We start from the raw sequence: 14,372 nt of genomic DNA on the forward strand, positions 1-14,372 counted from the left end.
CGGCCCCTCCCCCTGCGGCCGCCGCATTCCCCCCCCCACCCGCACCCCTTTGCGTCGCGCTGGCTGACCCTGTACGCGGGGCCCCCGCCGATTTGTGGGGGGGGGTGGCTACCGGAAACCTGTGTGCTGGAATCAGCTACCGCAAGATCAGCGCTTTTCCTTGATCTTGGCGGCCTTGCCGCGCAGATCGCGCAGGTAGTACAGCTTGGCGCGACGCACGTCACCACGGGTCACGACATCGATGTGGTCGATGTTGGGGCTGTGCACCGGGAAGGTGCGCTCGACACCCACGCCGAAGGACACCTTGCGGACCGTGAAGGTCTCGCCGATGCCGCCGCCCTGACGCCGGATCACGACGCCCTTGAAGACCTGGATGCGCTCCTTCGAGCCTTCGATGACCTTCACGTGCACGTTCAGGGTGTCGCCCGGACGGAAGTCGGGGACATCGCTACGCAGCGACTTCTCGTCGACGAAATCAAGGGTGTTCATTTTCCACCTTTTCGGATTCTTTGCGCGAACAGAGGAACCTGGCGGCACTCGCGCGCTCGACCGGTTCATGCTCAGAACAGGAGTGCTCTCGGACATGACTCGTCCAAGGCAACCGGTTCATTGTGCCAGACCGGGTGGCCGCTGCTGAAATCGGGCGGTGCCGGTCACGAGTCGACGGGCTCGTCGACCCGCTTGCGATGCGGCAGATGCGGGTGCGGTGGTGGGGCGGGTGGCGCCGCGACGACGGTGCGTTGGAGTTCGGCCTCGGCGGCCGTCTTGGCGTGCTCGACGTCGGGCTTTCCCGCGATCAGGTCCTGGATGAAGATCTTCGCCCGGATGGCGGGCCTGCGGTAGCGGCGCTCCCTGGCGAGTGCCCTGGCCATGGTGCGCGGCCGGTCGCCGTAACGCCAGCGCGCCCACGGGGCGCCCGGCCTGCTGAGCCGGACGGCGCCGATCAGCAGCAGCGGGGCGAAGAACATCCCGAACAGGCCGGTCCAGATCTTGCCCTTGGCGATCACGACGGCGGCCAGCACCAGGTTCAGCAGCAGGCTCGCGAGCAGCGCGAGGCGGATCCAGATGCCACGCGACTCGCGGAAGTCGTCGTAGTCGAGGAACGTGGCCGGTTGGACGCCGAGCAGCAGCAGACCGGTGACGGCCAGGGCGACGAAGACCGCGTCGACCGAGGTGCGCCCCTGTTCCTCCCAGTACACGTCACGCAGGTAGAAGATGAGCGCGAACTCGTCGAGCACCAGCGCGGCGCCGATCCCGAACAGGGTGGCGAGCACGCTCGAGGTGACCTGGGTGGAGTCCTCGGCGGTCGCGATCAGCCCGATGCCCGACAACAACACCGTGATGACGCCGAACACCATGTGGTGGATGTGGGTGTCGCCTGCCTTGATGTTGCCCGGCCACCACCGCACATTGGCCCTGATCAGCCGGACGCTGAGCCGGATGACCAGGAACCCGAGGATGAACCCGAGCAGAAAGCACAGCAGGGGCAGGCGGCCGTGCGCGATCACATCGTCTTCGAGCCACCGTCGCATGCCGCCCGCCTGCCGTCGAGTTACTTGCCGCCGAATCCCGCCCGGCGCAGCGCGTCGGCCATCGATCCACTCGGCTCGGCCGCGGGCCTGCGCTGGTTGCCGCCACGCCCTTGGGCCTGGCCGCGTCCCTGCGCCTGTCCACGTTCCGAGCCCTGACCACGCCCGCCCTGCGGACGGCCCTGGCCCCGGCCCTGGCCGCGCGGTGCGCCGCCACCACGATTGTCCCCCTGCGCGGGCTTGCCCGGCTCGTCGTCGAGTCGCAAACTCAAACCGATCCGCTGCCGGGCCACGTCGACCTCGAGCACCTTCACCTTCACCACGTCACCGGACTTGACCACTTCGCGCGGGTCCTTGACGAAGGTGTGCGACATGGCCGACACGTGCACGAGACCGTCCTGGTGCACGCCGACGTCGACGAACGCGCCGAAGGCGGCCACATTGGTCACCACGCCCTCGAGCACCATGCCCGGCTTCAGATCGGCGACCTTCTCCACGCCCGCCGCGAATTCGGCGGTCTTGAACTCCGGACGCGGGTCGCGGCCCGGCTTCTCGAGCTCGGCGATGATGTCGCTCACGGTCGGCACACCGAACTTCTCGTCGGTGAAGTCGGCGGGCCGCAACGCGCGCAGCGTACTGGTGTTGCCGATGACCTCGGCCACCGGACGACCGGTGTGCTCGAGGATGCGGCGCACGACCGGGTAGGCCTCCGGGTGCACCGCGGAGGTGTCGAGCGGGTCGTCGCCGCCGCGGATGCGCAGGAAGCCCGCGCACTGCTCGAAGGCCTTGGGCCCGAGCCGGGGCACCTCGAGCAGCGCGGTACGGCTGCGGAACGGGCCGTTCTGGTCGCGGTGCGCCACAATGCTTTCCGCCACCGAGCCGGATACCCCGGACACGCGCGAGAGCAGCGGCACCGAGGCCGTGTTCACGTCGACGCCGACCGCGTTCACCGCGTCTTCCACGACCGCGCCCAGCGAGCGGGCCAGCAGAGTCTCGGACACATCGTGCTGGTACTGGCCGACGCCGATCGACTTGGGATCGATCTTCACGAGCTCGGCCAGCGGGTCCTGCAGGCGGCGGGCGATGGAGACCGCGCCGCGCAGCGAGACGTCCATGCCGGGCAGTTCGGCCGAGGCGTAGGCCGAGGCCGAATACACCGAGGCGCCCGCCTCCGAGACCACGATCTTGGTCGGCTTGTTCTCGGGGATACGTGAGATGAGTTCGGCGGCAAGGGCATCGGTCTCGCGCGAGGCGGTGCCGTTGCCGATCGCGATGAGTTCCACGTTGAAGCGCGCCACCAGCGCGGCCAGCACGGCCAGGGACTTCTCGGTCTGGCCTTGCGGCTTGTGCGGGTAGATGACCTCGGTCGCGACGGCCTTGCCGGTGGCGTCGACGACGGCCACCTTCACACCGGTGCGGTAGCCGGGGTCGAGGCCCATGGTGGTGCGGGTGCCCGCGGGGGCCGCGAGCAGCAGGTCGCGCAGGTTGGCGGCGAACACGTCGACGGCGTCCTTCTCCGCCGCCTGCCGCAGCCGCATCCGGGTGTCGATGCCCAGACTCACCTGGAGTTTGGTGCGCCAGGCCCAGCGCACGGTGTCGAGCAGCCAGGAGTCGGCGGGGCGGCCCTGCTCGGCGATGCCGAAGGCGCGGGCGATGCGGCCCTCGTAGATGGTGCGCTCGCCGGGCTCCGGCTCTTCGGTATCGGGCTCGAGATGCAGGGTGAGCACCTCTTCCTTCTCCCCGCGCAGCAGCGCCAGGATGCGGTGCGAGGGCAGCTTGTGGAAGGGCTCGCTGAACTCGAAGTAGTCGGCGAACTTGGCGCCCGCCTCCTCCTTGCCCGCGCGCACCGTCGAAGTGACCTGGCCGCGGTTCCACATCAGTTCACGCAGCTCGCCGACGAGATCGGCGTCTTCGGCGAAACGCTCGACCAGGATGGCGCGGGCGCCCTCGAGCTGTTCGGCGGTGTAGCCGGCCGGGTCGGTGGTGGGGTCGCCGATCAGCGCGTCGGCCACCGGCTCGTGCCCGGCCTCCCGCGCGATCTGCGCCTTGGTGCGGCGCTTGGGCTTGTAGGGCAGGTAGATGTCCTCGAGCCGGGCCTTGGTCTCGGCGAGCATGATCTGCTGGTGCAGCGCCGGGTCGAGTTTGCCTTGGCCACGGATGGATTCGATGATCGCGCCGCGCCGCTCGTCGAGTTCGCGCAGGTAGCCGAGGCGCTCCTCGAGCTGACGCAATTGGGCGTCGTCGAGGCCACCGGTGACCTCCTTGCGATAGCGCGCGATGACCGGCCCGGTCGAGCCGCTGTCGAGCAGTTCGACGGCGGCACGGACCTGAGTCTCGCGCACCCCCAGTTCGTCGGCGATCCGCCTGCCCACGCTGGCGAGGATGGTCGTTGTGTCGGTCTCGGGCGCTGTCGTCACGACCGCAGAGACTACAGCTCTCCCCCGACACCCGGTGGAATCCCAGGTCAGCCCAGGATCTCTCCGGCGAGTTCGCGCATCTCGGCTTTGCGGACCTTTCCGGTGACCGTCATCGGGAACTCGTCGACGACGTGGACGTAGCGGGGAATCTTGTAGTGGGCCAGGCGGCCGGTGCAGAAATCGCGAATCGCGGCGGCGTCGAGCGGGGCAGCGTCCTCGCGCAGGCGCAGCCAGACCATCAGTTCCTCACCGTATTTCGGGTCGGGCACGCCGATCACCTGGGCGTCGACGATGTCGGGGTGGGTGTAGAGGAACTCCTCGATCTCGCGCGGGTAGATGTTCTCGCCGCCGCGGATCACCATGTCCTTGATCCGGCCGGTGACCGAGACGTAGCCGTCGGCGTCCATCACGCCGATGTCGCCGGTGTGCATCCAGCGGGCGGCGTCGATCGCCTCGGCGGTCTTGTCGGGCTGGTCCCAGTAGCCGAGCATCACCGAGTAGCCACGCGTGCACAGCTCCCCCGCCTCGCCGCGCGGCAACGTGCGGCCGGTGCCGGGGTCGATCACCTTCACCTCGAGGTGCGGGCCGACCCGACCGACGGTGGCGGTGCGCCGGTCGATGCTGTCGTCGCGGCGGGTCTGGGTGGACACCGGGGAGGTCTCGGTCATGCCGTAACAGATGGAGACCTCGGCCATGCCCATCCGATCGATCACCCGCTTCATAACCTCGACCGGGCACGGCGAGCCCGCCATGATGCCGGTACGCAGGCTCGACAGGTCCGGTGTCGCGCCCGCGTCGAGTTCGGCGAGCATGGCGATGAACATGGTCGGCACGCCGTAGAGCGAGGTGCAGCGCTCGGCGGCGACGGCGGCCAGGGTGGCGGCCGGATCGAACGACGGGGCCGGGATCACGATGGCCGCGCCGTGCGAGGTCGCCGCGAGATTGCCCATGACCATGCCGAAGCAGTGGTAATACGGCACCGGCACGCAGATCCGGTCGGCCTCGGTGTACCCGCACAGTTCACCGACGAAGAAGCCGTTGTTGAGGATGTTGTGGTGGCTCAGCGTCGCGCCCTTCGGGAAACCGGTTGTCCCCGAGGTGTATTGGATGTTGATCGGGTCGTCGGCGGACAAGGTCGCGGCGATCGCGGCCAGGCGGTCGGTATCGGGCGCGGTGGCGGCCACCTCCCGCCACGCCTCGGTCCCCAGGATCAGGACCTGTTCCAGCGCCGCACAGTTCGGCCGCACCTGCTCGATCATCGCCACGTAGTCCGAGGTCTTGAACTCGGGCGCGGCGACGAGCATGCGCACGCCCGACTGCCCGAGGACGTACTCGAGTTCGCTGGTCCGGTAGGCCGGGTTGATGTTGACCAGGATCGCGCCGAGTTTGGCCGTCGCGTACTGCACCAGGAACCATTCGGCGCAGTTCGGCGCCCAGATCCCCACCCGGTCGCCCGCGACGATGCCGCGTGCGGCGAGTCCGGTCGCGACGGCGTCGACCGCCGTGCCCAGTTCACGGTAGGTCCAGCGGCGGCCGGTGGGACGATCCACCAGCGCGTCGTTGTCGGGGAACGCCGCGACCGTGCGATCGAGATTCGCGCCGATGGTGTCGCCCAGCAGCGCGACATCGGCGAGGCCATGGGTGTAGCTCAGTTCGGACATCAGCGGTTCTCCTTGCCGCGCAGCAGGAATCGCTGCACTTTGCCACTGGGAGTCTTGGGCAGACTCGCCACGAAATGGACGGTGCGCGGGTAGGCGTGCGCCGCGAACTTGTCCTTGACCAGCTGTTGCAACTCGGCGGCCAGTTCGGGACCGCCGTCGCCGCCGTCGCGGGTCACCACGAAGGCTTCGAGTACCTCGCCGCGCAGTTCGTCGGGCATGCCGACCACGGCCGCCTCGACGACCTCGTCGTGCAGCACGAGCACGCTCTCGACCTCGAAGGGGCCGATCCGGTAGCCGGCCATGATGATCACGTCGTCGTCGCGGGAGCTGAAGCGGAAGAAGCCGTCGGCGTCGCGGGAGCCCACGTCACCGGTCAGGTACCAGCGGCCGTCCGCGGTGAAACGGCTCGCGGTGCGTTCCGGCGCGTCGAGATAGCCGAGGAACCACAGCAGCGGGCTGTGGTGGGTGTCGATGGCGACACGGCCGATCTCGCCGGGCGCCGCCTCGACATCGGCGTCGTCGGTCAGCACCGCACAGCGCCAGCCGGGAAGCTGGGCACCCATCGAGCCGAGCGGGGCGGGCCGGTCGAGCTCGGGATGCCAGGCGTGGCAGATGACCATGCCGTGTTCGGTCTGGCCGTAGTGGTCGCGCACGGCGACGCCGAGCGCCCGCTCCGACCAGGCCACCACGTCCGGGGTGAGCGGTTCGCCTGCCGAGGATGCCCGGCGCAGGGTGATCCCCTCGGGCGTGGCGCCCGCCCGCAGCGCCCGGTACACGGTCGGGGCCGCGGCGAAGTTGGTGACACCGAAGCGGCGCAGCACCTCCACGGTGAGCGGCGCGGAGAACCCGGCGTGCAACAGCAGGCTGCGCACGCCGGACGCCAGCGGCGCGAGGATCGCGTAGTAGAGGCCGTAGGCCCAGCCCGGGTCGGCGGCGTTCCAGTAGACGTCCTCCGGGCGCACGTCCAGCGCGAATTCCTGGTAGGCGTGGAACGAGGCCAGCGCGCGCACCGGGATCGGCACGCCCTTCGGCGTGCCGGTCGTGCCGCTGGTGAACAGCTGGACGAGCAGGCCGTCACCACCGACCGCCACCGGCTCGGCGCGCGGATCGTCGGGCTCGTGCGCGGCGAGCAGGTCCGCGAACGAGAGCATGCCGGGCACCACGTCCCCGCCGACGACGATCGTGCGCCGGTGCGGGTCGGCGGGGATGTCCTCGCTCGCCAGTTTCGGGGCCTGGTCGGCGTCGACGATCACCACCGCGGTGTGGCTGGCGGCGAGCCGGAAGCCGATGGCGGGCGGGGCGAAGGCGGTGAACAGCGGCACGTGCACGGCGCCGCGCCGCCAGATCCCCAGCAGCGCCACCACCAGATCGGCGGACTTGGCCATCAGCGTGGCCACCCGGTCACCGGGGCCGACGCCGAGCTCGGCGAGGGCGGCCGCGAACCGGGCCGACCGCTCGCGCAGCTCGCCGTAGGTCAGATCGTGCGCGCTCAGGTCCGACTCGACGACGGTGAAGGCGATCCGCTCGGCCGGATGCCGATCGCACAGCAGCTCGGCCGCGCAGGCCTCCGCCGCGTCGTAGCGGGTGAGCAGGTCGCGTACGCGCGCGTCCAGGTCGGTAGTCATCGCAGTTCTCCTCAACACCCTGGGCCGGGCCGCCAGGTCTCCCCTAGAATGTGGCACACCTCACGTTCGCTACTACCCCCGAAAAGGGGTGACCATGTCGGCCACTTCCCTGCTGCGTCCCCGCGACGGCGATGCGCTGCGCGCCGAGATCCGCTGGGTTGCGCGCCGGGCGAATGTCCCGGTGGTCTTCGGCGGGCCGGTCGACGAGGACCGACTGCTGCTCACCGAGTTCGTCGGCACCGTCACCACCGGACTGCGCGGGCTCACGGTGCTACGGACCTCCGGGCTGGGCGGCCAGGTCATGGAGCATCACCGCCCGGCGGCGGTGGCCGACTATCGCGGCGCCTCCTCCATCACTCACCACTACGACGGACCGGTCGTCGGCGAGGGACTGCGGTCGGTGGTCGCGGTTCCGGTCGTGGTGGCCGACCGGCCCAGAGCCGTGCTCTACGCCGCGACCCGTGGCACGAGCCCGCTGGGTGATCGGACGACCGAGGTGATCGTGCAGGCGGGCAGGCGGCTCGCGGCCGAGATCGCGATCCGCGACGAGGTGGATCGGCGGGTGCGCCTGCTCGAGCTCACCGCGCCGGCGCCGTCGGCCACCCCGGAGGTCACCGAGGAACTCCGCGGAATCCATGCCGAGCTGCGCGCCCTGGCCGCCGACGCGGGCGACGCGGCGCTGCGCGATCGGCTCGCCGGGGTCTGCGACCGGCTCACCGGTGTGCTCGTCGGCGAGTCCGGCGAGGCGGTGCCGCGGCTGTCGCGGCGGGAACTCGACGTGCTCGCCCAGATCGCGCTGGGCTGTACGAATCAGGAAGCGGCGCTGCGGCTCTCACTCGGTGCCGAGACGGTCAAGAGCTACCTGCGGCAGGCCATGAGCAAGCTCGACGCGCGCACCCGGCACGAGGCGGTCGCGCTCGCGCGGCGGCATCGCCTGCTGCCCTGATGTGGGATCTGTCACGCGTGGTTCGCGCGAACCGACGACGGGATGAGCGCGGACCACGCGGCGACGTTATGTCCCGTATGCCCGAGTCGATGGCCGCATCCTCGCCGCGATCGACCAGCACCGTCGCGAATTCTCAAGGGACACAAGGCTTGAAACCACGCACAGCGAGCACACTCCGATCGACCAGCGGTGCGTAGCGATCTCCGGAGCCGTTCCGGATGGAACGAGCAATCCTCACCGTGGACTCCTACACAACGAACAACCCAGGTGAATACCCAATTGTCTTTGCGACAAAACAATCTCGATGCCCGTTCGGACCGGTACCGTCTGTCCGATGACGGAGCCTTTCCACCTGGCCGGTGTCTCGCTCGACTGTGACGACCCCGAGACCCTCGCCCGCTTCTATCTGGGGTTGCTCGGCGGCCGCGTGCTGTGGAACGACGCGCACAGCGTGGGTATCCGCATTCCGTCCGGGCTGACCCTGGCCGCGCAACGCGTCGAGAACTACTACCCGCCGCAGTGGCCGGGCAGCGCCGCCGTACAGCTCGAGCTCGCCGCCGACGCCGACCTGACCCTGTGCGAACAGCACGCCCTCGCGATCGGCGCGAAGCCCGCTCCGGTGCAACAGGATCCGCGCTGGCGGGTACTGCTCGATCCCGCCGGACATCCGTTCTGCATCACCGTCAGGTCGACCACGGTCTGACGGCTACTGCTCCGGCAAGAGATCGGGGCGACGCGCGCGTGTGCGTTCCAGAGCCTGTTCGTGCCGCCAGGCGGCCACCTTGGCGTGGTCGCCGGAGAGCAGGATCGGCGGCACGTCCAGGCCGCGCCAGGACACCGGGCGCGTATAGCTCGGGCCCTCGAGCAGACCGTCGGAGAACGAATCCTCCTGATGGGATTGCTGATTGCCGAGCACGCCGGGGATCAGCCGCACCACGGCCTCGGTCATCACCAGCACCGCTGCCTCGCCGCCGATGAGTACGTAGTCACCGATGCTCACCTCTTCCACCCGGACGCGGCGGGCGGCGTCGTCGAACACGCGCTGGTCGATGCCCTCGTAGCGGCCGCAGGCGAAGACGAGATGGCGCTCGGTGGACCAGCGTTGCGCGGTGGCCTGGGTGAACGGCACACCCGCCGGTGTGGGGACGACGAGCAGGGCGTCGTCGGGGCACACCTCGTCGAGGGCGTCACCCCAGACGGTCGGCTTCATGACCATGCCGGGCCCGCCGCCGTAGGGCGAATCGTCGACGGACTTGTGCACGTCGTGGGTCCAGCGCCGCAGATCGTGCACGCCGATCGAGATCAGGCCCTTGTCGACGGCCTTGCCGAGCAGCGCGGTACGCAGCGGCTCCAGGTACTCCGGAAAGATCGTGACGACGTCGAGTTGCACGAATTACTCCGGATCGAGCAGGCCCTCGGGCGGATCGATGACCACCAGTCCGTCGGCGATCGACACGGTCGGCACGATGGCGGTGACAAAGGGAATGAGAATCTCGCGGCCGTCGTCGGCGGCGCGCACCGACAGCAGTTCGCCCGCGGCCGAATGCAGCACCTCGGTGACCTCGCCGACCACGGTGTCATCGGTGAGCCGGACCTCGAGGCCCTCGAGCTCGTGGTCGTAATAGGAATCGTCGTCCGACGGCGGCAGCGTCTCGCTGTCGATGACGAACAGCATCCCGCGCAACGCGTCGGCGGCGGTGCGATCGTCGACGCCGTCGACGAAGACCAGAAGCCGGCCCGAGTGCTCCCGGGCCGACTTCACGGTGTAGTCGCGGGTCGCCCGCGCTTTCGGCATCCTGCCGTGCAGGGTGGCGCCCGGCGCGAACCGGAGCTCCGGTTCGTCGGTGCGCACTTCGACGACGAGTTCGCCGCGCACGCCGTGCGACTTGGCGACCCGACCTACGACGAGTTCCATCTAGGCGTCGGTGTCGACCACGTCGACCCGGATACCGCGGCCGCCGATGCCGGCGACCAGGGTGCGCAGCGCCGTCGCGGTGCGACCACCGCGTCCGATCACCTTGCCCAGGTCCTCAGGGTGGACGTGCACCTCGACCGTGCGTCCGCGGCGGCCGGTGATCAGCTCGACGCGGACGTCATCGGGGTTGGCGACGATGCCGCGAACCAGATGTTCGACGGCATCGGCAACAACGGCAGTCATTACTCGGCAGCCTCGGTGGCGGCTTCCTCAGCGGCGGCCTCGTCCTTCTTGGCGGCCTTCTTCTTGGGGGTGACGGCCTCGGCGACGGGCTCGTTGTCGGCGGCGGCCAGCGCGGCGTTGAACAGGTCCAGCTTGGACGGCTTGGCGGCCTTCACCTTGAGGGTGCCCTCGGTGCCCGGCAGACCCTTGAACTTCTGCCAGTCGCCGGTGATCTCCAGCAGGCGCTGCACCGACTCGGTCGGCTGCGCGCCGACGGACAGCCAGTACGCGACGCGATCGGCGTCGATCTCGATCAGCGAAGGCTCTTCCTTCGGGTGGTACTTGCCGATGGACTCGATGGCCCGGCCGTCACGACGGGTGCGGGCGTCCGCGACGACGACGCGGTACTGCGGGTTGCGGATCTTGCCCAGGCGGGTGAGCTTGATGCGAACAGCCATGCTGATCTGCCTCTTTCGATAGGAGTGGTCACCACGCGATTCGGCGACCCGCATGGTCTGCGGGTCCGGTTTCGCGCATGAAGTGCGTGACCGCCGCGCGGTACGGAACCGGAGACGGGCTGACACTGTCCAGGAAGGACGGTTGACCATTGTGCCAGACCGGCCCCACCCACCTGAAATCGCCTCCGCGCCACCTCACCGTAACGGCGCGTGCGCGGAAGGCCCGGTGCGACCGCACGGGGTCAGCGGTGGCCGGTGACGGGGTTCGGGGTTTTGACGACCAGGCCGCGCAGGACCACCCACTGCGGATCGGTGAGGGCGGCGGGGTCGGCGCGCGGGTCTTCGGCGTAGACGACGAAGTCGGCGGGGGCGCCTTCGGTGATGGACTCGCGGCCGAGCCAGGTGCGGGCGTTCCAGGAGGCAGCGCCGAGGGCGTCGTGGGGTGAGAGGCCCGCGCCGGACAGGGCGGCGATCTCGTCGGCGATGCGGCCGTGGCGGATGGAGCCACCGGCGTCGGTGCCCGCGTAGATCGGCACGCCGGCTTCGTGGGCGCGGCCGACGGTGTCGCGGACGCGACGGTGCAGGTCACGCATGTGGGCCGCGTAGACAGGGAACTTGGTGGCGCTGTCGGCGATGCCGGGGAAGGTGTCGATGTTGATCAGGGTCGGGACCAGGGCGGTGCCGTGGGCGACCATGAGTTCGATGGTGTCGTCGGTGAGGCCGGTGCCGTGTTCGAGGCAGTCGATGCCGGCGTTGATCAGGCCGGGCAGGGCATCCTCGCCGAAGACGTGCGCGGTGACGCGGGCACCGTTGGCATGGGCGGCGTCGATCGCCTGTTTCAGGATGTCGTCGCTCCACAGTGGGCGCAGGTCACCGACCGACCGATCGATCCAGTCGCCGACGATCTTGACCCAGCCGTCGCCGAAGCGCGCCTGCTCGGCCACGATCTCGGGCAGGTCGCGCTCGTCGTCGAGTTCGATGCCGAGTTCGCGGATGTAGCGCTTCGGGCGGGCGATGTGGCGGCCCGCGCGGATGATGCGCGGGAGTTCGGCGTGCTCGTCGATGAAGCGGGTATCAATCGGCGAGCCCGCGTCGCGCAGCAGCAGCGCGCCCGCGTCGCGTTCGGTCTCGGCCTGCTCGATGGCGCCCTCGTGGGACTCGTCACCGCCGCCGTAGCGGATGCCGACGTGACAGTGCGCGTCGACCAGGCCGGGCACGATCCACCCTGTACGGCACAGTGTTTCGGCCCCGGGCACCGGCTCGAAGGTGACGGCGCCGTCGACGACCCAGAGGTCGCGTTCCTCGTCACCGGGGAGAACCACACCACGCAGATGCACACGAACCTCCAGACGTCGGCCTGGATCCGAACCTACCGCGCGCGTTCGGCGCACGCACCCGATCCACGTCGCGGCGTCGCGATCAGCGGGCCCGAATTCGCCGGCCGACCCGGGCAGGTCGCGATCCCTGTCTGCGCCCAACGCCGCCGCGGTGACCGGCACCGTCGGCCCACCGAGGCTGGGCGGACGAGCGGGCCGTGCCGTCAGTTGTCGCCGTCGAGGAAGACTCGTACGGCGGTGACGCGGGGGTGATCAGGCGCGAAGTCGACGAAGGCGATTCCGCGCGAGGCGCCGAGCCGCACGCTCGCGCTGACCGTGCGTCCGGCGGCGATCAGCTTGTCCCACGCCAAGCCGCGCGCGCGGTCGGCGAACTCCGCGACCGAGATCGGGTTCCCGGCAGGGAACTCGACGACGGTGCGGTCGTCGAGCAGCGTCCGTACACCGTCGACGTCGCCGGACGCGGCCGCCGTGAACAGCGCGCCGACGGCGCGCTTGCCCCGGCCGCCGATGCCGCGCAGCGCGCGCATCATGCCCATCGCGCCGCCGAGGCCCAGCTCGCCGACCAGTTGCGGCCCGAGTTTCGCGCCCGCGAGCACGCCCGCCGGGCCGGTGCGCAGCAGCCGCCCGATCATCACGCCGAGCTCCCAGTGCGCGGCCAGGCGGGCGATGCGCCAGCCACCGTCGGTCGCGATCAGGTCGTAGCGCAGGTGCATGGGCACCGAGACGGTGGCGCCCGTCGACATCGTCGTCTCGATGTGCAGGTCGCGGACCACCGTGTGACCGGCGACGATGTCGCGCTCGACCCGGAAGGCGATGGTGTTGGGCGCGATGAACACGTTGTAGAAGCGTGAGATGGCCTCGGGGCCGATGTGCTCGCGGGAACCGTAGGGATCGTGCACGGCGGCCCGCTCGGCGAACAGGCCGACCCAGGCGGTCTTGTCGTGCGCCGCCACGGCACGCGGCGATGCCAGCACCGCCGCCAGCAGGTCTTCAGCGGTCCGGTCGACCGGCATGTGCGTCCTCCATTGTCGCTCTTCCCCTGCGCCATCCATGATAGAACGTGTTCTAGTTTTGCGTCGCCGATCGTGGCAGGCGCCTGTTGGACAGAGGATCTCGATGGACTGGTACACCGGGAACACGACCTACGACACGGTGCTGGCCATCGCCTTCGCCTTCGCCGCGTTCGTCATCGTGGGCGGGTTGTTCGCCCAGAGCCCGTACGGCCGCTTCGCCTCGAACGCGGTGGGCTTCAATCTCAACCCCAAGCTGGGCTGGTGGCTGATGGAGCTGCCCGCGACCGTCGTCTTCGCGGTCTTCTATCTGAGCGGCCCCGACCGCTTCGAGCCCGTCCCGCTGGTGCTGGCCGCGATCTGGGTGCTGCACTACGGCAATCGCGGCTGGTTCTTCCCGCTCTCGATCCGGCAGGTGCCGGGCAAGAAGAGCACCTTCAACGTGTCGGTCGTCGGCGCCGGCGTGTTCGTGACGGCGCTGCACGGCTACCTCAACGGCGCGTTCTTCAGCAACGACTACAAGAACCAGTACAGCACCGCCTGGCTCACCGACCCGCGCTTCCTGGTGGGGCTGGTGGTGTACCTGGGCGGGTTCGCGCTGCTGGTGCGGTCGGAGTGGATCGTGCGGAATCTGCGCGATAAGAACGATCCCGGGGCCGCGGAGTACCGCGTCCCGCACGGCGGCGGCTTCCGCTTCGTCAGCAGTCCGGCCTACCTCGGCGAGCTGATCGCGTGGGCCGGGTTCGCGCTGCTCACCTGGTCGCTGGCCGGTGTCGCGATCTTCCTGATCACCGCGGGCAATCTGGTCCCCCGCGCCTTCGCGACACATCGCTGGTACCGCGAGAAGTTCGCCGACTACCCGGCGAACCGCAAGGCACTGATTCCCGGCGTGATCTGACAAAGCAGGCCCCGCACGACCCGACCTCGAGGAGGGTCCGCCGCGTCAGCGGCGGGGGGGGGGGGGGGGGGGGGGGCGCGGCGCGCCCCGGGCGGGCGCCCCGCCCGCCCCCGCCCCCCCCCCCACCCCCCCCCTCGGGGCTGTTTGGTGGGGGGGGGGGGGGGGGGGGGGGCGCGCCCCTGGGGGGGCGCGGGCGGGGCGGCCCCCCCCCCCCCCGCCGCTGACGCGGCGGACCCTCCTCGAGGTCGGGTCGTGCGGGGCCGGGTTTTCGTCGTCGTGTGCCGCGGCCTTGATCGGGGTGAGTTCCGTTCCGCGCGTAGTACCGCGTCAGCGGCCCTCGTGCACAGTAGAATT

At 70.0% G+C, this 14,372-nt stretch carries 14 protein-coding genes; 3 read left to right on the forward strand and 11 right to left on the reverse strand.

Going from position 1 to position 14,372, the window contains the following annotated elements:
* Positions 1 to 147 precede the first annotated feature (147 nt).
* From rplS to QH270_RS26195, 5 genes are all read right to left on the reverse strand, one after another.
* Positions 148 to 489 carry a 50S ribosomal protein L19 gene (rplS, locus tag QH270_RS26175; RefSeq protein WP_019048201.1) on the reverse strand — a complete coding sequence of 114 codons (342 nt, stop codon included), beginning with the start codon at positions 487 to 489 and terminating at the stop codon, positions 148 to 150.
* A gap of 164 nt (positions 490 to 653) precedes the next feature.
* Positions 654 to 1,532, reverse strand: coding sequence for a hypothetical protein (locus QH270_RS26180; RefSeq protein WP_280346734.1), 879 nt, complete (start codon positions 1,530 to 1,532; stop codon positions 654 to 656).
* A 20-nt stretch (positions 1,533 to 1,552) separates the two neighbouring features.
* On the reverse strand, positions 1,553 to 3,946 hold the full coding sequence (locus QH270_RS26185) for a Tex family protein (protein ID WP_280346735.1): 2,394 nt from the start codon (positions 3,944 to 3,946) through the stop codon (positions 1,553 to 1,555).
* A gap of 47 nt (positions 3,947 to 3,993) precedes the next feature.
* Entirely contained in the window at positions 3,994 to 5,607 is a 1,614-nt protein-coding gene (locus QH270_RS26190) for an AMP-binding protein (protein WP_280346736.1), read from the reverse strand.
* Positions 5,607 to 7,232 (reverse strand): AMP-binding protein, encoded by a 1,626-nt coding sequence (locus QH270_RS26195; RefSeq protein WP_280346737.1) that lies wholly within the window; start codon positions 7,230 to 7,232, stop codon positions 5,607 to 5,609. The genes QH270_RS26190 and QH270_RS26195 overlap by 1 nt, the downstream gene beginning before the upstream one ends.
* A gap of 94 nt (positions 7,233 to 7,326) precedes the next feature.
* On the opposite strand from QH270_RS26195, the gene QH270_RS26200 reads away from it, so the two are divergent.
* Both QH270_RS26200 and QH270_RS26205 read left to right on the forward strand, forming a co-directional pair.
* Positions 7,327 to 8,178, forward strand: a complete 852-nt coding sequence (locus QH270_RS26200) for a helix-turn-helix transcriptional regulator (RefSeq protein ID WP_280346738.1) — start codon at positions 7,327 to 7,329, stop codon at positions 8,176 to 8,178.
* A gap of 334 nt (positions 8,179 to 8,512) precedes the next feature.
* On the forward strand, positions 8,513 to 8,881 hold the full coding sequence (locus QH270_RS26205; protein WP_280346739.1) for a VOC family protein: 369 nt from the start codon (positions 8,513 to 8,515) through the stop codon (positions 8,879 to 8,881).
* A gap of 3 nt (positions 8,882 to 8,884) precedes the next feature.
* On the opposite strand, the gene trmD is transcribed toward QH270_RS26205, so the two are convergent.
* The 6 genes from trmD to QH270_RS26235 form a co-directional block, all read right to left on the reverse strand.
* A complete protein-coding gene (gene trmD, locus QH270_RS26210) occupies positions 8,885 to 9,568 on the reverse strand; it encodes a tRNA (guanosine(37)-N1)-methyltransferase TrmD (RefSeq protein WP_280346740.1) in 684 nt (227 codons plus the stop codon).
* A 3-nt stretch (positions 9,569 to 9,571) separates the two neighbouring features.
* Positions 9,572 to 10,093: a ribosome maturation factor RimM gene (gene rimM, locus QH270_RS26215; protein WP_280346741.1), complete on the reverse strand. Its 522-nt coding sequence runs from the start codon at positions 10,091 to 10,093 to the stop codon at positions 9,572 to 9,574.
* The gene (locus QH270_RS26220; RefSeq protein ID WP_019048210.1) at positions 10,094 to 10,336 is read right to left on the reverse strand and encodes an RNA-binding protein; all 243 of its coding nucleotides are present in this window, start codon (positions 10,334 to 10,336) and stop codon (positions 10,094 to 10,096) included.
* Positions 10,336 to 10,773, reverse strand: a complete 438-nt coding sequence (rpsP, locus tag QH270_RS26225) for a 30S ribosomal protein S16 (protein WP_232999915.1) — start codon at positions 10,771 to 10,773, stop codon at positions 10,336 to 10,338. The genes QH270_RS26220 and rpsP overlap by 1 nt, the downstream gene beginning before the upstream one ends.
* A 242-nt stretch (positions 10,774 to 11,015) precedes the next feature.
* Positions 11,016 to 12,110: a metal-dependent hydrolase family protein gene (locus tag QH270_RS26230; protein ID WP_280346742.1), complete on the reverse strand. Its 1,095-nt coding sequence runs from the start codon at positions 12,108 to 12,110 to the stop codon at positions 11,016 to 11,018.
* Positions 12,111 to 12,313: 203 nt separating this feature from the next.
* Complete coding sequence (locus QH270_RS26235; RefSeq protein ID WP_280346743.1) at positions 12,314 to 13,123, reverse strand: nuclear transport factor 2 family protein; 810 nt, start codon at positions 13,121 to 13,123, stop codon at positions 12,314 to 12,316.
* 103 nt (positions 13,124 to 13,226) lie between these two features.
* On the opposite strand from QH270_RS26235, the gene QH270_RS26240 reads away from it, so the two are divergent.
* Positions 13,227 to 14,018, forward strand: a complete 792-nt coding sequence (locus QH270_RS26240) for a methyltransferase (RefSeq protein WP_280346744.1) — start codon at positions 13,227 to 13,229, stop codon at positions 14,016 to 14,018.
* Positions 14,019 to 14,372 lie beyond the last annotated feature (354 nt).

It is taken from the genome of Nocardia neocaledoniensis, assembly GCF_029868625.1.
Taxonomy (GTDB): domain Bacteria; phylum Actinomycetota; class Actinomycetes; order Mycobacteriales; family Mycobacteriaceae; genus Nocardia; species Nocardia neocaledoniensis_A.

Bases quoted from the DNA above. Each gene is read 5' to 3' on its own strand.
- rplS (WP_019048201.1), bottom strand. From the start codon at position 489: ATGAACACCCTTGATTTCGTCGACGAGAAGTCGCTGCGTAGCGATGTC.
- QH270_RS26195 (WP_280346737.1), bottom strand. From the start codon at position 7,232: ATGACTACCGACCTGGACGCGCGCGTACGCGACCTGCTCACCCGCTAC.
- rimM (WP_280346741.1), bottom strand. From the start codon at position 10,093: ATGGAACTCGTCGTAGGTCGGGTCGCCAAGTCGCACGGCGTGCGCGGC.
- QH270_RS26220 (WP_019048210.1), bottom strand. From the start codon at position 10,336: ATGACTGCCGTTGTTGCCGATGCCGTCGAACATCTGGTTCGCGGCATC.
- QH270_RS26180 (WP_280346734.1), bottom strand. From the start codon at position 1,532: ATGCGACGGTGGCTCGAAGACGATGTGATCGCGCACGGCCGCCTGCCC.
- rpsP (WP_232999915.1), bottom strand. From the start codon at position 10,773: ATGGCTGTTCGCATCAAGCTCACCCGCCTGGGCAAGATCCGCAACCCG.
- QH270_RS26235 (WP_280346743.1), bottom strand. From the start codon at position 13,123: ATGCCGGTCGACCGGACCGCTGAAGACCTGCTGGCGGCGGTGCTGGCA.
- QH270_RS26190 (WP_280346736.1), bottom strand. From the start codon at position 5,607: ATGTCCGAACTGAGCTACACCCATGGCCTCGCCGATGTCGCGCTGCTG.
- QH270_RS26240 (WP_280346744.1), top strand. From the start codon at position 13,227: ATGGACTGGTACACCGGGAACACGACCTACGACACGGTGCTGGCCATC.
- QH270_RS26205 (WP_280346739.1), top strand. From the start codon at position 8,513: ATGACGGAGCCTTTCCACCTGGCCGGTGTCTCGCTCGACTGTGACGAC.
- QH270_RS26200 (WP_280346738.1), top strand. From the start codon at position 7,327: ATGTCGGCCACTTCCCTGCTGCGTCCCCGCGACGGCGATGCGCTGCGC.